General features: G+C 71.3%; 20 protein-coding genes. 12 read left to right on the top strand and 8 right to left on the bottom strand.

All coding sequences use genetic code 11. The annotated features are described in order from the left end of the window. Together N790_RS16585 and N790_RS06385 are read right to left on the bottom strand one after the other, a co-directional pair. Positions 1–1,031 (bottom strand): ATP-binding cassette domain-containing protein (locus N790_RS16585; protein WP_043802254.1); only part of this gene is annotated, 1,031 nt, incomplete at its 3' end. After that, positions 1,032–1,856 carry an ABC transporter permease gene (locus N790_RS06385; protein ID WP_043802251.1) on the bottom strand — a complete coding sequence of 275 codons (825 nt, stop codon included), beginning with the start codon at positions 1,854–1,856 and terminating at the stop codon, positions 1,032–1,034. Between the two features lie 66 nt (positions 1,857–1,922). On the opposite strand from N790_RS06385, the gene hemB reads away from it, so the two are divergent. Genes hemB through N790_RS06370 form a run of 3 tightly spaced genes read left to right on the top strand, consistent with a single transcriptional unit; the run spans position 1,923 to position 4,007 of the window. After that, positions 1,923–2,912 carry a porphobilinogen synthase gene (gene hemB / locus N790_RS06380; RefSeq protein WP_043802250.1) on the top strand — a complete coding sequence of 330 codons (990 nt, stop codon included), beginning with the start codon at positions 1,923–1,925 and terminating at the stop codon, positions 2,910–2,912. Between the two features lies 1 nt (position 2,913). After that, positions 2,914–3,756: a shikimate dehydrogenase gene (aroE, locus tag N790_RS06375; protein ID WP_043802247.1), complete on the top strand. Its 843-nt coding sequence runs from the start codon at positions 2,914–2,916 to the stop codon at positions 3,754–3,756. After that, positions 3,756–4,007: a YkgJ family cysteine cluster protein gene (locus N790_RS06370; RefSeq protein WP_043802246.1), complete on the top strand. Its 252-nt coding sequence runs from the start codon at positions 3,756–3,758 to the stop codon at positions 4,005–4,007. Before aroE ends, N790_RS06370 begins: the two co-directional genes overlap by 1 nt. A gap of 13 nt (positions 4,008–4,020) precedes the next feature. On the opposite strand, the gene N790_RS06365 is transcribed toward N790_RS06370, so the two are convergent. Further along, a complete protein-coding gene (locus N790_RS06365) occupies positions 4,021–4,554 on the bottom strand; it encodes a gamma carbonic anhydrase family protein (RefSeq protein WP_043802244.1) in 534 nt (177 codons plus the stop codon). 63 nt (positions 4,555–4,617) lie between these two features. On the opposite strand from N790_RS06365, the gene N790_RS06360 reads away from it, so the two are divergent. Together N790_RS06360 and N790_RS06355 are read left to right on the top strand one after the other, a co-directional pair. Further along, positions 4,618–6,036, top strand: coding sequence for a coniferyl aldehyde dehydrogenase (locus N790_RS06360; RefSeq protein ID WP_043802243.1), 1,419 nt, complete (start codon positions 4,618–4,620; stop codon positions 6,034–6,036). A gap of 35 nt (positions 6,037–6,071) precedes the next feature. After that, positions 6,072–8,114 (top strand): M3 family metallopeptidase, encoded by a 2,043-nt coding sequence (locus N790_RS06355; protein ID WP_043802240.1) that lies wholly within the window; start codon positions 6,072–6,074, stop codon positions 8,112–8,114. Here the strand turns inward: N790_RS06355 and N790_RS06350 are convergent. Then, positions 8,096–9,064, bottom strand: a complete 969-nt coding sequence (locus N790_RS06350) for a bifunctional helix-turn-helix transcriptional regulator/GNAT family N-acetyltransferase (RefSeq protein ID WP_043802238.1) — start codon at positions 9,062–9,064, stop codon at positions 8,096–8,098. The genes N790_RS06355 and N790_RS06350 overlap by 19 nt on opposite strands. A 69-nt stretch (positions 9,065–9,133) precedes the next feature. On the opposite strand from N790_RS06350, the gene N790_RS06345 reads away from it, so the two are divergent. Beyond that, on the top strand, positions 9,134–10,564 hold the full coding sequence (locus N790_RS06345; protein ID WP_043802237.1) for an MFS transporter: 1,431 nt from the start codon (positions 9,134–9,136) through the stop codon (positions 10,562–10,564). Between the two features lies 1 nt (position 10,565). Here the strand turns inward: N790_RS06345 and ltaE are convergent, their stop codons facing one another. Continuing rightward, positions 10,566–11,585: a low-specificity L-threonine aldolase gene (gene ltaE / locus N790_RS06340; protein WP_043802235.1), complete on the bottom strand. Its 1,020-nt coding sequence runs from the start codon at positions 11,583–11,585 to the stop codon at positions 10,566–10,568. A 15-nt stretch (positions 11,586–11,600) separates the two neighbouring features. Then, the gene (locus N790_RS06335) at positions 11,601–12,137 is read right to left on the bottom strand and encodes a cytochrome b (RefSeq protein WP_043802234.1); all 537 of its coding nucleotides are present in this window, start codon (positions 12,135–12,137) and stop codon (positions 11,601–11,603) included. Positions 12,138–12,250: 113 nt separating this feature from the next. Here N790_RS06335 and xth point away from each other — a divergent pair, with 113 nt between their 5' ends. Further along, positions 12,251–13,036 carry an exodeoxyribonuclease III gene (gene xth, locus N790_RS06330; protein ID WP_043802232.1) on the top strand — a complete coding sequence of 262 codons (786 nt, stop codon included), beginning with the start codon at positions 12,251–12,253 and terminating at the stop codon, positions 13,034–13,036. Between the two features lie 12 nt (positions 13,037–13,048). Here the strand turns inward: xth and N790_RS06325 are convergent, their stop codons facing one another. Together N790_RS06325 and N790_RS06320 are read right to left on the bottom strand one after the other, a co-directional pair. After that, positions 13,049–15,322 (bottom strand): S9 family peptidase, encoded by a 2,274-nt coding sequence (locus N790_RS06325; RefSeq protein ID WP_043802231.1) that lies wholly within the window; start codon positions 15,320–15,322, stop codon positions 13,049–13,051. 11 nt (positions 15,323–15,333) lie between these two features. Next, positions 15,334–16,095 (bottom strand): glucose 1-dehydrogenase, encoded by a 762-nt coding sequence (locus tag N790_RS06320; protein WP_043802263.1) that lies wholly within the window; start codon positions 16,093–16,095, stop codon positions 15,334–15,336. Positions 16,096–16,133: 38 nt separating this feature from the next. Here N790_RS06320 and N790_RS06315 point away from each other — a divergent pair, with 38 nt between their 5' ends. The 5 genes from N790_RS06315 (at position 16,134) to uvrD (ending at position 21,215) form a co-directional block, all read left to right on the top strand. Continuing rightward, entirely contained in the window at positions 16,134–16,988 is an 855-nt protein-coding gene (locus tag N790_RS06315; protein WP_084062718.1) for an SDR family NAD(P)-dependent oxidoreductase, read from the top strand. 1 nt (position 16,989) lies between these two features. Then, complete coding sequence (locus N790_RS06310; protein WP_043802227.1) at positions 16,990–18,033, top strand: saccharopine dehydrogenase family protein; 1,044 nt, start codon at positions 16,990–16,992, stop codon at positions 18,031–18,033. 76 nt (positions 18,034–18,109) lie between these two features. Beyond that, the gene (locus tag N790_RS06305) at positions 18,110–18,328 is read left to right on the top strand and encodes a hypothetical protein (protein ID WP_043802226.1); all 219 of its coding nucleotides are present in this window, start codon (positions 18,110–18,112) and stop codon (positions 18,326–18,328) included. 19 nt (positions 18,329–18,347) lie between these two features. Next, the gene (locus tag N790_RS06300) at positions 18,348–18,983 is read left to right on the top strand and encodes a TIGR00645 family protein (protein WP_043802224.1); all 636 of its coding nucleotides are present in this window, start codon (positions 18,348–18,350) and stop codon (positions 18,981–18,983) included. A 51-nt stretch (positions 18,984–19,034) separates the two neighbouring features. Beyond that, the gene (gene uvrD, locus N790_RS06295) at positions 19,035–21,215 is read left to right on the top strand and encodes a DNA helicase II (RefSeq protein ID WP_043802223.1); all 2,181 of its coding nucleotides are present in this window, start codon (positions 19,035–19,037) and stop codon (positions 21,213–21,215) included. Positions 21,216–21,230 lie beyond the last annotated feature (15 nt).

Here is a 21,230-nt window from a genome sequence, read left to right as displayed (position 1 = left end):
AGGCCGGCGCGGTCGGCGGCCAGCAGGTCCTGGCCGTCGAAGCGGATGCGGCCGGCCACGCCGCGCCGCACCAGCCGCAGCAGCGCGCGGCCCAGGCTGGACTTGCCGCTGCCGCTTTCGCCCACCAGCGCCAGGCATTCGCCGCGGCGCAGGTCGAGCGTGATGTCCTGCACGGCGGGGCGCGCGGTGCCGGGGTAGGCCACGGCCACGGTTTCGAGCTGCAGCAGCACCGGGCCGGGCGGCGACGGCGCCGGCGCGGGCAGGCGTTCGGCGGCCAGCAGTTCGCGGGTGTAGGCGTGCGCGGGCGCGGCGAAGACCGCGGCGGTGTCGCCGGTTTCCACCAGTTCGCCGCGCTGCAGGATGGCCAGCCGGCGCGCGTGTGCGGCCACCAGCGGCAGGTCGTGGCTGACCAGCAGCACGGCCAGGCCGAGCTCGTGGCGCAGCCGGTCGAACAGCGCCAGCGATTCGCGCGCGAGGCGCGGGTCCAGGGCCGAGGTGGGTTCGTCGGCCAGCAGCACCCGCGGCGCGCCGGCCAGCGCAAGCGCGATCAGCACGCGCTGGCGCTGGCCGCCGGACAGCTGGTGCGGATGGCGTTCGAGCAGCGCGTCGGGTTCGGGCAGCTGCAGCCGCCCGAACAGGGTGCGCGCCTCGCGGCGGGCGTCATCGCGGCCCAGGCCGCGCAGCAGGCGCAGGCTCTCGCGCAGCTGCGAGCCCACGGTGCGCAGCGGGTGCAGGCTGGCTTGCGGGTCCTGCGGCACCCAGGCGATGTGCCGGCCGCGCAGCGCCGCGTGTTCGCGCGAACCGAGCGCGATGTCGGCGCCTTGCCCGACCTGCAGCCGGCCCCGCGCCGACAGGCCCGGCGGCAGCAGGCCCAGCAGCGCCGCCACGGTGAGGCTCTTGCCGCTGCCGCTTTCGCCGACGAGCGCCAGGCATTCGCCGGCGGGCAAGGCCAGGTCCAGCGGGCCGAGCAGGCGGCGTTCGCCCGCGTGCACTTCCAGGCCGGTGAGGCGCAGCGCGTCTTCGCCCGCCACTCAGGGCGCCCCGCGCACGTCGAGCCAGTCGCGCAGGCCGTCGCCCAGGAACTGGAAGGCGGCGAGCGTGGCCACCAGGAAACCGGCCGGGAACAGCAGCGACCAGGGCGCCACGTCGAGTTCCTGCGTGCCCTCGCTGAGCAGGCTGCCCCAGCTGGCGGCGGGTTCGTCCACGCCCAGGCCCAGGAAGCCCAGGAAACTCTCCACCAGGATCGCCTGCGGCAGGATCAGGCCCAGGTACACCAGGCCCAGCGGCAGCAGGTTGGGCAGCAGGTGCCAGCGCAGCACCTGGTCGAAGCGGGCGCCGGCGGCGCGCGCGGCCAGCACGAAGGGCATCTCGCGCAGGCGCGCGGCTTCGGCGCGGGCCACGCGGGCCAGGTCGATCCAGACGTAGCCGCCGATGGCCGCCAGCAGCAGCCACAGCGAGCGCCCGAACAGCGCCAGCAGCAGGATCACGATCAGCAGGAAGGGCAGCGCCGACAGCACGTCGAGCACGCGCACCATGGCCCGCTCCACCCGGCCGCCGGCGTACCCGGCCACCGCGCCCCAGGCCAGCCCGACCACCAGCGCCACCGCGGTGGCCAGCGCGCCGATGGTGAGCGACAGGCGGCCGCCGGCCAGCGTGCGCGACAGGATGTCGCGGCCGATCGCATCGGTGCCGAACCAGTGCGCGGCCGAGGGCGGCGACGACAGCGCGGTCCAGTCGGGGCGGTGCGGGTCGGGCAGGCCGGGCAGCCACGGGCCCGCCCAGCAGGCCAGCGCCAGCGCGCCCAGCAGCCACAGGCAGGCGCGGGCGGAGCGTGGCAGGGAACGGTGCGGGTGCATGGCCGGCATCTTAGCCGCCGCGCCGGCGGGCGTATCATGGGCGCATCCTTTCCGAGGAGCCGAGGCATGGCCTTCCCGTACACCCGCATGCGCCGCATGCGCCGCGACGATTTCTCCCGCCGCCTGATGCGCGAGCACCGGCTCGGCGCCGACGACCTGATCCTGCCGGTCTTCATCCACGAACACAGCGGTCGCGCGCCGGTGGCTTCCATGCCCGGCGTCGAGCGCCAGTCCATCGACGAACTGCTGCGCACCGCCGAGCAGGCGGTGGAGCTGAAGATCCCCGCGCTGGTGCTGTTCCCGGTCACCGCGCCCGAGGCCAAGTCGCTCGACGCCGTGGCCGCCTGGGACGAAAATGGCCTGGCCCAGCGCGCCATCCGCGCGCTCAAGCAGCGTTTCCCGCAGCTGGGCGTCATCACCGACGTGGCGCTCGACCCCTACACCAGCCACGGCCAGGACGGCCTGGTGGACGCCGGCGGCTACGTCACCAACGACGACACCGTCGAGGCGCTGGTGAAGCAGGCGCTCTCGCACGCCGAGGCCGGCGCCGACGTGGTTTCGCCCAGCGACATGATGGACGGCCGCATCGGCGCCATCCGCGAGGCGCTGGAAGAGGCCGGGCACGTCAACACGCGCATCCTTGCCTACAGCGCCAAGTACGCCTCGGCCTTCTACGGCCCCTTCCGCGACGCGGTCGGCAGCGCCGGCGCGCTGGGCAAGGGCAACAAGTACACCTACCAGATGGACCCGGCGAATTCCGACGAGGCCCTGCGCGAAGTCGGCCTCGACCTCGACGAGGGCGCCGACATGGTGATGGTCAAGCCGGGCCTGCCCTACCTCGACATCGTGCGGCGGGTGAAGGACCACTTCGGCGCGCCCACCTTCGTCTACCAGGTGAGCGGCGAATACGCGATGCTCAAGGCCGCCGCGCTCAACGGCTGGCTGGACGAACGCGCCTGCGCGCTCGAGGCGCTCACCGCCATCAAGCGCGCCGGCGCCGACGGCGTGCTCACCTATTTCGCGCTCGACGCGGCGCGCTGGCTCAAGGAGGAATGACATGACCGCCCGCTACGCCGTGTTCGGACACCCGGTGCTGCATTCGCTGTCGCCGCGCATCCACGCCGCCTTCGGCAGCCAGCTCGGCATCGCCATGGAATACGCCGCCATCGACGCCGCGCCCGCGGACTTCGAGCGCGCGCTGGCCCATTTCGCCGAAACCGGCGGCCTCGGCGCCAACATCACGCTGCCGCACAAGGAGGCCGCGCTGGCCCTGTGCACGCACCTGGGCGACCGCGCCCGCCGCGCCGGCGCCGCCAACACGCTCACCCGCCACGCCGACGGCTGGCACGGCGAGAACACCGACGGCATCGGCCTGGTGCACGACCTCACCGAACGTCGCCGCATCGACCTGCGCAGCCGCCGCGTGCTGCTGGTGGGCGCCGGCGGCGCCGCCCGCGGCGTGGCGCCGGCCCTGCTCGACGCCGGCATCGACGAACTGTGGGTGGTCAACCGCACGCCGGAAAAAGCCGATGCGCTGGTGGACGCCATGGGCGAACCCGGCCGCGTGCATTCGCGCTACTGGGCCGACCTGCGCAACCTCGGCACCTTCGACATGATCGTCAACGCCACCTCGGCCGGCCGCGGCGGCGCGCCGCTGGAACTGCCGTTCACCCTGGCCACGGCGCGCACCCTGGCCGTGGACCTGAGCTACGGCGAGGCCGCGGGCCCCTTCTTGGCCTGGGCGCAGGCCGCCGGCTGTGAAACGCGCGTGGACGGCCTGGGCATGCTGGTGGAACAGGCGGCGGAAAGTTTCGCGATCTGGCACGGCCGGCGCCCGGACACCGACCCGGTGTACGCCTCGCTCAGCGCCCGCGCCGACGCCCTGCACACCGCCGACTGATGGACTGCCGGGCCGGCTGCGGCGCCTGCTGCATCGCGCCCTCGATCAGTTCGCCCATCCCGGGCATGCCGCACGGAAAGCCTGCCGGCATGCCCTGCGTGCAGCTGGGCGACGACTACCGCTGCCTGGTCTTCGGTTCGCCGGAGCGGCCGGCGGTGTGCACTTCGCTGCGGCCGTCGGACAGCATGTGCGGCGCCAGCCGCGACGACGCGCTGGCCGGGCTGATGGCGCTGGAGCGGGCCACGGCCTGAGCCGCGGCGGGGTTCAGCCCGCCAGGTACTCGTCCTTCAGGCGGACGTAGTGTTTGGCGCTGTAGTACAGCTGCTCGATTTCCTTGTCGGAAAGGTGGCGCACCGGCTTGGCCGGGTTGCCCAGCCACAGCTCGCCGGCCAGCACCTTCTTGCCGGGCGGCACCACGGCGCCGGCGCCCACGAAGCCGTTGTCCATCACCTCGGCGCCGTCGAGCACGGTGGCGCCCATGCCGATGAGCACCGCGTTGCCGATGGTGCAGGCGTGGATGATGGCGCCGTGGCCGATGGTGACGTCGTCGCCGATGATCGTCGGGAAGCCGTCGGGCCGGGTGTAGGGGCCGTCGTGGGTGACGTGGATGATGGTGCCGTCCTGCACGTTGGTGCGGGCGCCGATGCGGATGTGGTTCACGTCGCCGCGGATGACGCAGCCGGGCCAGACCGAGCTGTCTTCGCCCAGGTGCACGTCGCCGATGACGGTGGCGGCCGGGTCCACGTAGGCCCGGGCGCCGAGGGTGGGCAGGATGCCCTTGTAGGGTCGCAGGTTCATGGTTTGATTCTACCTCCGGGAATTCGCGCCCGCCTTACGTCCCTTGGTCGTAAACTGCCAGCCATGGACACCCCCGCCCACCCCGACGACGACCTGCGCCCGCTGCTGGCCCAGCTGCGGGCCGCCCACCGGCGCCAGCCGCCCGGCTACCGCCAGCGCATGGACGACCTGGCCCGGCTGGGCGAGGCCGTGCGCCGGCACCGGGACGACCTGGTGAAGGCGGTGTCCGCCGACTTCGGCCGCCGTTCGCGCCACGAAACCCTGGCCGCGGACATCATGACCACGCTCGACGAGGTGGCCTACCTGCGCCGCAAGCTGCGCGGCTGGATGCGCCCCGAGCGCCGCGGCGTGAACTGGGCCTTCCTGCCCGCCCGCGCCGAGATCCGCCGGCAACCACTGGGCGTGGTGGGCATCGTGGCGCCCTGGAACTACCCCATCCAGCTGGCCCTGATCCCGCTGGCCGACGCCATCGCCGCCGGCAACCACGCGATGGTGAAGCCGTCGGAACACACGCCGCGCACGGCCGAACTGCTGGCCCGCCTCATCAGCGAAGTGTTCCCGCCCGAGCGCGTGTCGGTGGTGCTGGGCGACGCCGCGGTGGGCGCGGCCTTCACCCGGCTGCCCTTCGACCACCTGGTGTTCACCGGCTCGACCACGGTGGGCCGGGCGGTCATGGCCGCCGCGGCGCCGAACCTGGTGCCGCTGACGCTGGAGCTGGGCGGCAAGTCGCCTGCCCTGATCGCGCCGGACTACCCGGTGGAGCATGCGGCCGAGCGCATCGCCGCCGGCAAGTGCTTCAACGGCGGCCAGACCTGCGTGGCGCCCGACTACGTGCTGGTGCCGCGCGCCCAGCGCGACGAGTTCGTGCGCGCCTACCTCGCCTCGCTGCGCCGCCGCTACCCCACGCTGGCCGGCAACCCCGACTACACCGCGGTGGTGAACCACCGCCAGGCCGACCGCCTGCGCGCCTGGCTCGACGATGCCCGCGAGCGCGGCGTGAGCGTGGTGCAGCACCGCCCCGACAACGAAACGCCGCCGCCGGGCGTGGAAGTGATCCCGCCCACGGTGCTGCTGGACCCGCCCGACGACGCCAGGGTGATGCAGGAGGAAATCTTCGGCCCGCTGCTGCCGGTGAAGTCCTACGACAGCCACGACGAGGCGATCGCCTACATCCAGGGCCGCGACCGCCCGCTGGCGTTCTATCCCTTCGACCGCGACCGCGCGCGTTTGCGCCACACGCTCGACGCCATCGTGGCCGGCGGCGTGTGCGTGAACGACACGCTCATCCACTTCGGCCAGCACGAGCTGCCGGTGGGCGGCGTCGGCCCCAGCGGCATGGGCCAGTACCACGGCGAGGCCGGCTTCCTGGCCTTCAGCAAGCCGATGCCGGTGCTGTACCAGTCGCGCCTGAACGGCATGTTCGTGTTCGACCCGCCCTACCGGAAGCTGGCCGATTTCGTGGTGAAGTTCCTTACCCGCTGATTGAAACGGCGGCACGCGCCGCCACCTGTGAAACCATGACCACGACGAACAACCCCCTGCTTGCCGACGGCGAACTGCCGCTGTTTTCCGCCATCGCGCCGGAGCACGTGAACCCCGCCATCGACGAGGTGCTGGCCGGCTTCCGCGCCGAGGTGGACCGCCTGGTGGCCGACCCGACGGCGCGTGATTTCGCCCGCCTGATGGCCCCGCTCGAGCGCTGGGAGGAGCGGCTGGGCCGCACCTTCTCGCCGGTGTCGCACCTGCATGGCGTGAAGGATTCGCCGGCGCTGCGCGAGGCCTATTCCGAGGCGCTGGAAAAGCTCACCGAACACGGCACCGAGCTGGGCCAGAACCGCGACCTGTACGCGGCGGTGAAGGCCCTGCGCGACGCGCCGGAATTCGCCGCGCTCGACCGCGCCCGCCAGGCCCTGGTCGAGGACAGCCTGCGTGGCTTCCAGCTCAGCGGCGTGGCGCTGGAGGAACCGGCGCGCTCGCGCTTCAAGGCCATCCAGAACGAGCTGAGCAAGCTGGAGACCGAATTCGAGGAAGCCGTGCTCGACGCCACCGATGCCTGGTCGCGGCCGGTGTCGGAAGAGGAGCTGGCGGGCCTGCCGGAATCGGCCCGCGGCCTGCTGCGGGCGATGGCGCAGGAAAAGGACGCCGAGGGCTACCTGGCCACGCTGAAGGGCCCGGTGGTGCAGGCGGTGCTGACCTTCGCCGATTCGCGCGCGCTGCGCGAGGAGCTGTACATCGCCTACAACACCCGCGCGTCCGAGCAGGGCCCGCACGCCGGGCGCTTCGACAACGGCGAGCGCATCGGCCGCATCCTGGCCCTGCGCCACGAGGCCGCGCAGCTGCTGGGGTTCGCCTCGGCCGCGCACGTGTCGCTGGCCGACAAGATGGCCGGCACGCCCGAACGCGTGCTGGGTTTCCTGCGCGAACTGGCGGCCAAGGCGCGGCCGGTGGCGCAGCGCGAACTGGAAGAGCTGCGCGCGTTCGCGGCCACGATCGGAATCCCCGACCTGCAGCCCTGGGACGTGGCCTACGCCTCCGAAAAGCTGCGCGAATCGCGCTTCGCCTTCAGCGAGGAAGACCTCAAGCCGTATTTCCCGCTGCCGGCGGTGATGCAGGGCCTGTTCACCGTGGCCGAGCGCGTGTTCGGCATGCGCCTGGTCGAGCGCAAGGGCGTGGACGCCTGGCACCCGGACGTGCACTACTTCGACGTGGTGGACCACGACGGCAGCGTGCGCGCCGGCGTCTACCTCGACCACTACGCCCGCGCCGGCAAGCGCGGCGGCGCCTGGATGGACGTGTGCCGCTCGCGCCTGCGCGACGGCGAGGCGGAGCACAAGCCCGTCGCCTACCTGACCTGTAATTTCCCGCCGCCCAGTGGCGATGCGCCGGCGATGCTCACGCACGACGACGTGGTCACGCTGTTCCATGAATTCGGCCACGGCATCCACCACCTGCTCACCGAGGTGGACTGGCCCAGCGTCGGCGGCATCAGCGGCGTGGAGTGGGACGCGGTGGAGCTGCCCAGCCAGTTCATGGAGAACTTCGCCTGGCAGCGCGAGGCGCTGGACCTGTTCGCGAAACACTGGCAGACCGGCGAACGCCTGCCCGACGACCTGTACGCGAAGATGCTGCAGGCCCGGCATTTCCACGCCGGCCTGTTCCTGGTGCGCCAGCTGGAATTCGCGCTCTACGACTTCCGCATGCACCTGGAATTCGACCCGGCGCGCGGCCCGCGCACGCTGGAGCTGCTGGCCGAGGTGCGCGACGAAGTGGCGGTGGTGAAGCCGCCGCACTGGCACCGCGGCCCGCACGCGTTCACGCACATCTTCTCGGGCGGCTATTCGGCCGGCTACTACAGCTACCTGTGGGCGGAAGTGCTGAGCGCCGACGCGTTCTCGGCTTTCGAGGAGGCCGGCGTGTTCGACGCCGCCACCGGCGCGCGCTACCGCCGCGAGATCCTGGCGGTGGGCGGCTCGCGCCCGGCCCTGGAGAGCTTCGTCGCCTTCCGCGGCCGCGAACCCGACCCCGAAGCCCTGCTGCGCTCCTACGGCCTGGCGGCCTGAGGCGCGCCGCGGTAGATCATGTAGACGTCGGCGCGCTGGTAGTGGCTGCCGGGTTTCACGCCCGGCTGCATTTCGAAGCCGACGCTTTCGTAGAGCTTGAGCGCGGGCTGCAGCCGGCGCTGCGATTCCAGGAACAGTTCCTTGCCGCCCAGGCGGTGGAACTCGGCGATGGCGGCTTCCATCAGCTTGCGGCCGATGCCCAGGCCCTGGTGGCCGCCGGTCACTGCCATCTTGGTCAGTTCGTACACGCCGGGGCCGTCGGGCATCAGCGCGCAGGTGCCCACCACCTCGTCGCCGACCAGCGCGAACAGGATGCTGCCGCCGGGCGCGAGGATGTGCTTCTCGGGCTCGGAGAGCACCGCGTGGTCGATGGGTTCGATCTTGAAGTACTTGGCCAGCCACTCGGCATTGAGCCGGTAGAAGTGCTCGCGCAGCGCCGGCGCGAACGGGACGATGCGCAGCGCGGCCGATTCCAGCGCGCGCACGCGCCGGGTGACGTCGGCCGGCAGCGGGCGCTCGTCCAGGCTGGCTTCGTACTGCGACAGGGCGGCGAGCAGGTCGACGCCGGTGTCCATGATCCGGCGCTCGACGCTGGCGCGCATGGCCTGCCAGAGCGGCCGGGCCTTGCGCAGTTCCTCTTCGGCCAGCGGGGCGAGGGCGAGCACGCGCTGGCGTCGGTCGCCGCCCTTCTGGCGCACCAGGAAGCCTTCGCGGGTGAGCTTGTTGGCCAGCTGGCTCACCGCCGAATGGGTCAGCCCCACCTCGCGGGCGATGTCGCCCACGGCCATCGGCCCGCGCTGCTGCAGCAGCCGGAGCACCGGGAACCAGCGCGCCTGCAGCGCGATGCCGTGCTCCCGGTAGATCTGGTCCACCAGGTCGTAACTGCGGTCGCTGAGCGCCTTCAGGCGGCTCGCCAGGGCCAGGGTGCCCTGCTCGGAAAGGAAGCTCATGGCTGTCTCGGCAGGTATTGCGTAAGTGCTAACATATACCCGCCCGAAGACCGAAGACAATAGGCCCCGATGAACCCCGGCCGCCGCCTCTCCCTGATCGTCGCCTGTGCCCTGTTCATCGAAAACATGGACTCGACGGCCATCGCCACCTCGCTGCCGGCGATCGCGGCCGACCTGGGTACCGAGCCCATCGCGCTCAAGCTGGCGCTCACCGCCTACCTGCTGGCGCTGGCCGTGTTCATCCCCGTCAGCGGCTGGGTGGCGGACCGGTTCGGGGCCAAGCGCACCTTCATGGCGGCGATCGCGGTGTTCCTGCTGGGCTCCGTTGGCTGCGCGGCCAGTGGCAGCCTGGAGCAGATGGTGGCCGCGCGTTTCCTGCAGGGCATGGGCGGCGCGCTGATGGTGCCCGTGGGCCGGCTGGTGCTGCTGCGCACCGTGCCAAAGAGCGAACTGGTGCAGGCCCTGAGCTGGCTCACCATCCCGGCGCTGGTGGCGCCCATCATCGGGCCGCCGGTGGGCGGCTTCATCGCCACCTACAGCGACTGGCGCTGGATATTCCTGATCAACCTGCCCATGGGCGCGCTGGGCCTGGTGCTGGCCTGGCGCTACGTGCCCGACCTGCGCGAACCGGTGAAACCGCTGGACTGGACCGGCTTCGCGCTCTCGGGCCTGGGCCTGGCGCTGGCGCTGTTCGGTTTCTCCACCCTGGGCCGGCACATGGTGTCCACGCCGGTGGCGCTGGGTTGCCTGCTGGTGGGGCTGGCCGGCATGGCGGCCTACGTGTGGCATGCGCGCCGGCACCCGCACCCGCTCATCGACCTTGGCCTGCTGAAGCTGCCCACCTTCCGCGCCGGCGTGCTGGGCGGCACGCTGTTCCGCATCGGCATCGGCGCCACGCCCTTCCTGCTGCCGCTGATGCTGCAGCTGGGCTTCGGCCTGAGCCCGCTGGCCTCGGGCCTGCTCACCTTCGTGTCGGCGGTGGGCGCGATGTTCATGAAGACGATTGCCGCCGCGGTGCTGCGCCGCTTCGGTTTCCGGCGGGTGCTGTGGATCAACGCGTTGCTGGCCTCGGCGATGCTGGCGGGTTTCGGCCTGTTCCGCGCCGATACGCCGCACTGGCTCATCATGGGCGTGCTGCTGGTGTCGGGCTGCTTCCGCTCGCTGCAGTTCACCAGCCTCAACGCCATCAGCTACGCCGAAGTGGACCCGGCGCGCATGGGCCAGGCCAGCAGCCTGTCGGGCATGATGCAGCAGTTCTCGCTGGCGCTGGGCGTGGCCATCGGCGGCTACGCGCTGCAGGTGGCCGGCGCGCTCACCGGCCACGACTACGCCGACGCCGGCAACTTCGGCTGGGCCTTCCTGACCGTGGGCACCATTTCCGCACTGTCGGCCTGGCTGATGTTCCGGCTGCCGCGCGACGCCGGCGCGGAAATGGCCGGCCGCGCGCAAGCGGGGCAGGAAGTGGCGGAACCCAAGGCCGCGCAGCGGCCCGCGACCTGATTCAGGCGGCGAAGAACTCGCGGAAGGCGGCGATGGTTCGGGCCAGGCCGGCGTCGTCCACGTCCAGGTGCGTCACCAGGCGCAGGCGCGTGCCGTAACCGCCGGCGATGCGGATGCCGCGGCTTTCCATGTGCGCGGTGAGCGCCTCGCGCTTTCCGTCGGGAAGGGTGACGAAGAGCAGGTTGGTGAACGCGCCCTCCACCGACAGGCCGGGGATCGCGCGCAGTGCGTCGGCCAGCGCGGCGGCGCGGCGGTGGTCGTCGGCCAGGCGCGCCACGTGGTGGTCGAGCGCGTGGCTGGCCATGGCCGCCAGCAGGCCGGCCTGGCGCCAGCCGCCGCCCAGCACCTTGCGCCAGCGCCGGGCCTTGCCCACCAGGTCCTTCGAGCCCACCAGCACCGACCCCACCGGCGCGCCCAGCCCCTTGGACAGGCAGACCGACACGCTGTCGAAATGCCGGGCGATTTCGCGCGCCGGCACGCCGCAGGCGACGGCGGCGTTGAACAGCCGCGCGCCGTCGAGGTGGTAGCCCAGCCCGCGCGAACGCGCCAGTTCGCCGGCACGCGCCAGGTAATCCAGCGGCAGCGGCCGGCCATGCCAGGTGTTTTCCAGCGCCAGCAGGCGGGTGCGTGCGTAGTGCGGATCGCCCAGCGGCTTGATGGCGGCGGCGATGGCTTCCAGCGGCAGCGTGCCGTCGGGCGCGTGCGGGATGGGCTGCGGCTGGATCGAGCCCAGCACGGCCGCGCCGCCGCCCTCGTACTTGTAGGTGTGCGCGTCCATGCCCACCAGGTATTCGTCGCCGCGTTCGCAGTGCGCCATCAGCGCCAGCAGGTTGCTCTGCGTGCCGCTGGGCACGAACAGGCCGGCCTCGAAACCGAGGTCGCCGGCCAGCCGCTCCTGAAGGGCGTTGACGCTGGGGTCGTCGCCCATCACGTCGTCGCCCACCTCGGCCGCGAAGCCGGCCTGGCGCATGGCCGCGGTGGGCCGGGTGACGGTGTCGCTGCGCAGGTCCACCCAATCCATTCGTTGCTTCCCTCGTCAGGTCATGCGACGGAGCGTGTCGTCGCGGCGAAGGAAGTGATGGTACAGCGCGGCCAGCACGTGCAGGCCCACGACCCAGTAGAAGGCGTCGCCGACGAGCTTGTGGATGTCCTCGAACTGGTGCGCCAGCGATTCGCTCTCCGCCATCAGCGCGGGCAGGGCCACGCTGGTGAAGGGGATGAAGATGTCCTTGCCGTCGGTCCAGGCCGTGAACAGCCCGAGCAGGGGCTGCGCCACCAGCATGGCGTACAGCAGCAGGTGCAGGGCCTTGGCGGGCACCGCCTGCCAGGCGGGCAGCGGCGGCGACACCGCCGGCGCCGGGCGCGAGAAGGCCAGCAGCAGGCGCGGCAGCATCAGTGCCAGGATGGCCAGGCCGGTCCAGAAGTGCGCCTGCACCATGGCCAGGCGGGCCGGGGTGCCGCGGTCGAAGTTTTCGCGGCCTTCGATGAAGACGAAGGCGGCCACCACGGCCAGGAACATCAGCCAGTGCAGGGCGCGGCGGGAGGGGGCGTAACGGGGGCGTTGGGCGTTCATCGGCTTGGCTCCGGGCGGGAGGGGGCAGGCTCCAGCATGCGCCCACGTTCACCGATGGCCTTGATGCCGGTCAAGCATTCGCCGCCCTTCGCGCGAACGGTTAGCATTCGCGCATGGACACCGCCACCACCACCGTCGCCAGCTGGAACGTCAACTCACTCAACGTGCGCCTGCCGCACCTGGAAGAGTGGCTGAAGCTGCGCCAGCCCGACATCGTCGGCCTGCAGGAAACCAAGCTCGAGGACAGCCGTTTCCCCGACGACGCGCTGGCCGCGCTGGGCTACCGAAGCGTGTTCGCCGGGCAGAAGACCTACAACGGCGTGGCCATCGTGTCGAAGCAGCCGGCGGCCGACGTGCAGGTGGGCATCCCGGGTTTCGCCGACGAGCAGAAGCGCGTGATCGCCGCCACTGTGGGCGACCTGCGCATCGTCAACCTGTACGTGGTGAACGGCCAGGACGTGGGCACCGAGAAATACGACTACAAGCTGCGCTGGCTCGAGGCCGTGCACGGCTGGCTGGCCGACGAGATCAAGGCGCACCCGCGGCTGGTGGTGATGGGCGATTTCAACATCGCGCCCGACGACCGCGACGTGCACGACCCGGCGGTGTGGAACGACGCCTCCATCCTCACCTCCACGGCCGAGCGCGCGGCGCTGCGCCGGCTGATGGAGCTGGGCCTGCACGACAGCTTCCGCCTGCACCACGCCGACGGCGGCACCTTCAGCTGGTGGGATTACCGCGCGGCCGGCTTCCGCCGCAACCTGGGCCTGCGCATCGACCTGTGCCTGGTCTCCGACGCCCTGCGCGAACGCTGCACCGGCGCCGAAATCGACCGGGAACCGCGCACCTGGGACCGCCCCAGCGACCACGCGCCGGCGCTGGTGCACCTCGCTCCCTGACGCTGCTTCCCGTTACGGCATCAGGCAGCGGGCCAGGAAGGCTTCGGCCAGGCGGTAGCGGTGCAGGGCGTCGGCGCCCTGCAGGCCATGCTTGGCGCCCGGGTAGGTCATCAGCTCGAAGGGCGTGCCGCGCTTCTGCAGCTCCGACATCAGCTTGGTCGAGTTGGTGAACAGCACGTTGTCGTCGGCCATGCCGTGCACCAGCAGCAGCTTCGAGCGCAGGCCGTCGAGGTGGGTGAACACCGACGCCTCGCGGTAGCCTTCGGGGTTGCGCTCCGGGTGGTCCATGTAGCGCTCGGTGTAATGCGTGTCGTACAGCGCCCAGTCGGTCACCGGCGCGCCGGCCACGCCGCAGGCGTAGTGGCCCGAGGCCTTGCCCAGCAGCATCAGCGTCATGTAGCCGCCGTTCGACCAGCCGTGCACGCCGATGCGCGCCGGGTCCACCCACGGCTGCCTGCGCAGGAATTCCACGCCCGCCACCTGGTCCTCGACTTCCACCGTGCCCTGCTTGCCGTAGAGCGCGCCGCCGAACTTCGCGCCGCGCCGCGGCGTGCCGCGGTTGTCGAGCGAAAACACCACGTAACCCCGTTGCGCCAGGTACTGGTTGAACAGCGCGTCGGTGCGGCCCGGCCAGGCGCGGGTCACCGTCTGCGCGGCCGGGCCGCCGTAGACGAACACCACCACCGGGTACTTCTTCGCCGGGTCGAAACCTTCCGGCTTGATCAGGCTGTAGTGCAGCACCTCGCCGTCGGCCGCCGCCATCTGGCCGAATTCCACCGGCCGGTGCGCGGCGCGGTAGGGCGCGTACGGATGCGCCGGGTCGGCCAGGTCATTGGCCACCAGGGTGGCCAGCTTGCTGCCGTCGGCCTTGAACAGTTCGGTCTGCGGCGGGGTGGCCGGGTTCGACCACAGGTCGACGAACACGGCTGCGTTGGCGCTGAAGGCCGCCTCGTGCATGCCCGGTTCGCGGCTCAGGCGGCGCGGTTCGCCGCCGGCCAGCGGCACGGCGTACACATGCTTTTCCAGCGGCGATTCCTTGGTGCCGGCGATATAAGCCAGCCCCACCGACTCATCCACGCCAAGCAGCGCGTCCACCACCCATTCGCCCGACGTGAGCACGCGTTCGAGCGCGCCGTCGGCCGCGTGCAGCTGCAGGTGCTCGAAGCCGCTGCGCTCGGAAATCCACAGGAAGCGGCCGTCGTCCAGGAAGCGCAGGCCGTCGTGCAGCGGCACCCAGGTGGAACTGGTTTCGGTGAGCAGCACGCGCTGCCTGCCGCTGGCGAGCGTGGTTTCCACCAGTTCCAGCCTGCGCTGGTCGCGCGACTGCCGCTGGAAGGTGAGCAGACCCGGCGCCCGCCACTGCACGCGCGCCAGGTAAATGTCGTGCTCCGGGCCCAGGTCCACCTCGGCCACCGACAGTTTCGCGGGCTTGTCCACGCCCACCTGGCCGGCGCGCATGGAATCCAGGTCGGCCACGTGCAGGGAAATGCGCACGTTCGGGTCGCCCGCGGCCGGGTAGCGCTGCTCCACCACTTCGGTGCGGTCGGCGTACATCTCGTAGCGCTTTTGCACCGGCACCGGCGTCTCGTCGATGCGCGCGAAGGCCACGGCGGAATCGTCCGGCGCGAACCAGTAGCCGGTGTGGCGGCCCATTTCCTCGTCGGCCACGAACTCGGCCACGCCGTTGCCGATGGTGTCGCTGCCGTCGTCGGTCAGCTGCAGCTCGCGGCCGGTGGCCAGGTCGATCACCCACAGGTTGCGCTCGCGCACGAAGCCCACGAACTTGCCCTTGGGCGAAATCTTCGGGTCGGTGGCGAAGCCCGTGCCCGAAGTCAGCTTGCGCACCGGGTCGGCCACGCCGGGGCGCAGGTCGTACAGGTACAGTTCGCCGCCCAGCGGGAACAGCAGCGACTGCGAATCGGGCGCCCACTGGTATTCGACGATGCCGCGGAAGGCGGCGATGCGCTGGCGCTCGCGCCGCGCCTTCTCCTCGTCGCTCAGCACTTCCTCGCCGGGCAGCACCACCGCCGAGTCCACCAGCGGGCGGGTGGCGCCGTCGGCCACGTGGTATTCCCACAGGTCCAGCTGGAAGCGGTCGCTGTCCTTGCCGCGCAGGAAGGTGACGCGCGTGCCGTCGGGCGAAATGGCCGGCTTCATCAGGCTGGGGCCGGACAGCGGCGCGCCGCCGGTGATGGCTTCGAGCGTGAGTTTCTCGGCGTGGGCGGCGTGGGCGGCGGGGGCGGCGGGGGCGAGGGTCATGGCGGCAAGCAGCAAGAGGGTTCGCATCGTGTCTGGGCTCAGGCGAGGTAACCACCGTCCACCGGCAGCGCGGCGCCGGTGAGGTAGGAAGCAGCGGGGGAAACGAGGAACAGCACCGCCGGCGCGATCTCGCCCGGCTGGGCCACGCGCGCCAGCGGGATCATCCGCAGCATCATGTCCATGATCTTGGGGTTGCCGGTGAGCGCCGAGGCGAACTTCGTGTCGGTCAGGCCCGGCAGCACCGCGTTCACGCGCACGCCCAGCGGCGCCAGTTCCTTGGCGAAGCCTTCGGTCATGTTGACGATGCCGGCCTTGGTCATCGAATACACCAGCTGGCCGGGCGCGGCGCGCTCGGCGTTCACCGAGGCGATGTTGACGATGGCGCCGCCGTGGCCCTTCATGCGGCGCGCGGCCTGCACGGTGGTCCAGAAGTAGCCGCGCAGGTTCACTTCCACGGTCTTCTCGTAGGCGTCGAGCGTCATGTCCACGGCCGGGCCGAAATACGGGTTGGCGGCGGCGTTGTTGACCAGGATGCCCACGCGCCTGCCGGCGGCGTCGAGCGTGGCGAACAGGCCCTCGATGGCGGCCGGGTCGCCCACGTGCACCGCGTGCGCCTCGGCCGAACCGCCGGCGGCGCGGATGGCCGCGGCCACGGCCTCGCAGCCCTCGAGCTTGCGGCTGGTGCACACCACGTGGGCGCCATGCGCCGCCAGCAGGTGGGCGATGGCCTCGCCGATGCCGCGCGAGGCGCCGCTGACCAGGGCGGTCTGGCCGGTCAGGTCGAACAGGGGGTCGGTCACGCGCAACTCCGGGACGTGGGTTTAACGGCGGGCTTGTTATGCTCGGAAATCTAGCACAGGCCCCGTCGAGGGCCGGCTTCACGGGGAGTGCACGGATGGCGCAGCGGCGGGTCCTGATCACGGGTGCGGGAAGCGGCTTGGGCCAGGCCCTGGCGCATCGTTATGCGCGGGCCGGCGACAAGGTCGCCTGCGTCGACCTCGACGCCGCGCGCGCCAACCTCACCCGCGCCGCCCTGCCCGGCGAAGGCCACCTGGCGCTGTCGGCCAACGTGGGCAGCGACGACGCCATGGAGCAGGTGCACGAGCGCATCGCCAGCGAGTGGGGCGGCGTGGACGTGCTGGTGAACAACGCCGGCATCGCCACCGGCGGCGCGATGGTGGACACCACCATGGCCGAGTGGCGCAACGTGCTGGAGATCAACCTGCTGGGCGTGGTGCGCGGCTGCCGGCTGTTCCTGCCGGGCATGATCGCCGCCGGCCGCGGCCAGGTCATCAACACCGCCAGCTTCGCCGGCCTGGCCGGCGCGCCCAGCATCATGAGCTACGGCGTGGCCAAGGCCGCGGTGGTGGCGCTGAGCGAACAGCTGCGCGCCGAAGTGGCCGACAAGGGCGTCACCGTGAGCGTGCTGTGCCCGGCCTTCTTCCGCACCAACCTGCTCGAGAGCTGGCAGGGTGATCCGAAGCTCAAGTCCTTCGCCGACCGCATGATGGCCAGCTCGCCGGACACGCTGGAAGGCGTGGCCGACCGGGTGTTCGCGGCGGTCGAGCGCGGCGAGTTCCTGGTGCTGCCGACGCGGCACGAGCCGATGCGCTGGCGCCTCAAGCGCTGGTTCCCGAACCTCTACTTCAAGCAGCTCCTCAAGCTCGTCCGGGCCCGGGGCGCGGGGCACTGACATGGACTGGATGATCTACGGCGCCAACGGCTACACCGGCCGGATGATGGTGGAGGAGGCGGTGAAGCGCGGCCTGAAACCCGTGCTGGCCGGCCGCAGCGCCGCGGCGCTGGAGCCGCTGGCGCAGAAGCACGGGCTGGCCGTGCGCGCCTTCGCGCTCGACAACCCGGTGGCCCTGCGCACGGGCCTCAACGGCATCGGCCTGGTACTGCACTGCGCGGGTCCGTTTTCGGCCACCTGCCGGCCGATGCTCGAAGCCTGCCTGGACGTGGGCGCGCACTACCTCGACATCACCGGCGAAATCGACGTCTTCGCCCTCTGCCACGAACACGACGCCGCCGCCCGGGCCAAGGGCGTGGTGGTGCTGCCGGGGTCCGGCTTCGACGTGGTGCCCACCGACTGCCTGGCCGCCCAGCTCAAGCGCGAACTGCCCGGCGCCACCGCGCTGGTGCTGGCCTTCGAAGCCGGCGGCGGGCCCAGCCCCGGCACCGCCAAGACCAGCGTGGAAGGCCTGGGCAAGGGCGGCCGCGCGCGCATCAGCGGCGTGGTGAAGCGGGTGCCGCTGGCCTGGAAGACGCGCACGTTCGAGCGCGACGGCGAGCAGCGCTTCGCCATGACCATTCCCTGGGGCGACGTCTACACGGCCCATGTTTCCACCGGCATCCCCGACATCGAGGTCTACATGGGCGTGCCGCCGGCCACGGCCACGCGCCTGCGCCGGCTGCGCCTGCTTGGCCCGCTGCTCGGCCTGGGCCCGGTGCAGGCCTGGCTGAAGAAGCAGGTGGAAAAGAAGGTGCGCGGCCCGTCCGACAACACCCGCGGCAAGACCGGCTGCGTGGTCTGGGGCGAGGCCCGCGACGCCGCCGGCCACGAGGTGAAGCGCCGCCTGCGCACGCCCAATGGCTACGACATCACCGTGACGGCCGCGCTGGGCATCGTCCGGCGCCTGCTCGACGGCCCGGCGCCCGCGGGCGGCTACTACACGCCCTCGAAGCTGATGGGCGCCGACTACGTGCTGTCGCTGCCCGGCGTGCGACTCGACTGAACCACGCCGATTGGCGCCCGGGGGCGCGGGCCGTTACCCTTGCTCGGCCCGCACCGGGCGAACCTGGAGCACGACCATGCGACTGCCTGCCTTCATCCTCGGCGTCATCCTGCTGGTCGCGGGTGGCCTGATCGCCGCCGGCGTCTTCAAGTTCCAGTCCACCGAAAAAGTGCTGGACATGGGCCCGATCGAAGTGACCAAGACCGACACCAAGTCCCCGCCGATCAACCTCGGCTGGGTGCTGATGGGCGTGGGCGCGGTCGCCGTGGTCGTCGGCGCCATCAGCAAGAAATAAGCGAACCCACGGATAAACCATGTCGAACAACGTCCCCGCCGGCGCGCCGAAGCTCGGCCCGCTTCCCACCCTGATCTTCGCCTCGCGCTGGCTGCAGCTGCCGCTGTACCTGGGCCTGATCATCGCCCAGTGCGTCTACGTGTTCCTGTTCCTGAAGGAGCTCACCCACCTGGTGGTGGACGCGAACACGCTCACCGAGCAGGGCATCATGCTGCTGGTGCTGGGCCTGATCGACGTGGTCATGATCTCCAACCTGCTGGTGATGGTGATCGTCGGCGGCTACGAAACCTTCGTCTCGCGCCTGAACCTGGCCGGCCACCCGGACCAGCCGGAATGGCTGAGCCACGTCAACGCCTCGGTGCTGAAGGTGAAGCTGGCGATGGCCATCATCGGCATCTCCTCGATCCACCTGCTCAAGACCTTCATCGAGGCCGGCATGATCGGCGGCCTGCCGATCTGCGACACCGAGGCCGGCCTGCTGGCGCAGAAGCTCATGCTCGAGGCGGGCGCCAAGGGCAAGGGCTGCACCACCGTCACCGAAACCGGCGTGATGTGGCAGACCATCATCCACATGGCCTTCATCGTGTCGGCCATCGGCATCGCCTGGACCGACAAGCTGATGTCGCAGTCGGTGGCGGCCAGCAAGAAGCACTGACCGGGCGGTATTCGCCGGCCCCGGGGGCCATGGCGCCGGTACAATGGCGCCATGGATGTCTCCCACCTGCTCGATGACCTCAACACCGCCCAGCGCGAGGCCGTTTCGGCCCCGCCGGGCCACCTGCTGGTGCTGGCCGGCGCCGGTTCCGGCAAGACCCGGGTCCTGACCCACCGCATCGGCTGGCTCAACGAAGTGGTCGGCGTGCCGGCCCATGGCATCCTCGCCGTCACCTTCACCAACAAGGCCGCCGCCGAGATGCGCGGCCGCGTCGAGGCGCTGCTGCGCCACGGCAGCCGCGGCATGTGGATCGGCACCTTCCACGGCCTGGCGCACCGCCTGCTGCGCCTGCACTGGCAGGAAGCCGGGCTGCCCGAATCGTTCCAGGTGCTCGACCAGGACGACCAGGTGCGCCTGCTCAAGCGCATCGCCGCCGACCTCGAGCTCGACGAAGGCCGCTTCCCGCCGCGCCAGATGGCCTGGTGGATCAACGCGCAGAAGGACGAGGGCCGGCGCCCGAAGCACATCCAGCCGGCCGGCGGCGATTTCTACGGCTCCACCATGCTGCGCGTGTACGAGGCCTACCAGGAGCGCTGCCAGCGCGCCGGCCTGGTCGATTTCGCCGAACTGCTGCTGCGCGCGCACGAGCTGTGGCTCGAGCACCCGGCGCTGCTGCACCACTACCAGCAGCGTTTCCGCCACCTGCTGGTGGACGAGTTCCAGGACACGAACGCCATCCAGTACGCCTTCGTGCGCGTGCTGGCGGGCGAGTCGGGCGAGGTGTTCGTGGTGGGCGACGACGACCAGGCCATCTACGGCTGGCGCGGCGCCAAGGTGGAGAACGTGCAGCGTTTCCTGCACGACTACCCCGGCGCGCGCACGCTCAAGCTCGAGCAGAACTACCGCTCCACCGGCAACATCCTGGCCGCCGCCAACGCGGTGATCGCGCACAACCCCGAGCGCCTGGGCAAGCAGCTGTGGACCGCCGACGGCGAGGGCGAGCCGATCGACCTGTTCGCCGCCTACAACGAGGTGGACGAGGCGCGCTTCGTGGTCGAGCGCATCCAGGCCTGGATCCGCGACGGCGGCAGCGCCGGCGACAACGCCGTGCTCTACCGTTCGAACGCGCAGTCGCGGGCCATGGAAGAACAGCTGGTGCAGGCGGGCCTGCCCTACCGCGTGTACGGCGGCCAGCGCTTCTTCGACCGCATGGAAATCAAGGACGCGCTGGCCTACCTGCGGCTGGTGGCCAACCGCGGCGACGACGCGGCCTTCGAGCGCGCGGTCAACACGCCGCCGCGCGGCATCGGCGGCAAGACGCTGGACGAGGTACGCCGGCATGCGCGCGAAAACGCCATGCCGCTGTTCCAGGCCGCCGAAGTGCTGGCTGGCGAGTCCGGCGGCCTGGCGGGCCGCGCCCGCAACGCGCTGCGCGCTTTCATCGAGCTGATGGATTCGCTGGAGGCGGGCATCCAGGATTCGCCGCTGCACGAGCAGTTCGACCACGTGATCAACGCCTCGGGCCTGCGCGCGCACTACGCCGCCGAATCCCGCGGCCAGCTCGATTCGCGCGTGGACAACCTCGACGAGCTGGTGTCGGTGGCCAGCCGCTTCGAGCGCCCCGACGACGAGGAGCTGGCGGGTATGAGCGAGCTCGTCGCTTTCCTCGGTTACGCCGCGCTCGAAGCCGGCGAAGGCCAGGCCGAGGCCGGCGAGGACGGCGTGCAGCTGATGACCCTGCACAGCGCCAAGGGCCTGGAATTCCCGCAGGTGTTCCTGGTGGGCGTGGAAGAGGGCCTGTTCCCCAGCGGCAAGTCGCTGGAGGAAAGCGGGCGGCTGGAGGAAGAGCGCCGCCTGGCCTACGTCGGCCTCACCCGCGCTCGCCAGAAGCTGGTGCTCAGCTACGCCGAATCGCGCCGCCTGCATGGCATGGAGATGTTTGGCACGCCCTCGCGCTTCCTGCGCGAAATCCCGCAGGCGCTGCTGCGCGAGGTGCGCCCGAAGGTGCAGGTCAGCCGCCCCACCGGCTTCGGCCCGCCGCGCGCGGCCGCGCTCGATGCCGCGCCGGGACTGTCGCTGCGCCTCGGCCAGCGCGTGATGCACCCCAGCTTCGGCCTGGGCGTGGTGATGGATGCCGAAGGCAGCGGCGCCCACGCCCGCATCCAGGTCAACTTCGAAACCGGCGGCGCCAAATGGCTCGTGCTCGGCTACGCCAACCTCCAACCCGCCTGAAGGACAGGAACCTCC

The organism is Arenimonas malthae CC-JY-1 (genome assembly GCF_000747075.1).
GTDB lineage: Bacteria > Pseudomonadota > Gammaproteobacteria > Xanthomonadales > Xanthomonadaceae > Arenimonas > Arenimonas malthae.
The sequence above is the reverse complement of the archived record's forward strand: the minus strand, read 5'-3'. Positions and strand labels throughout refer to the sequence as shown.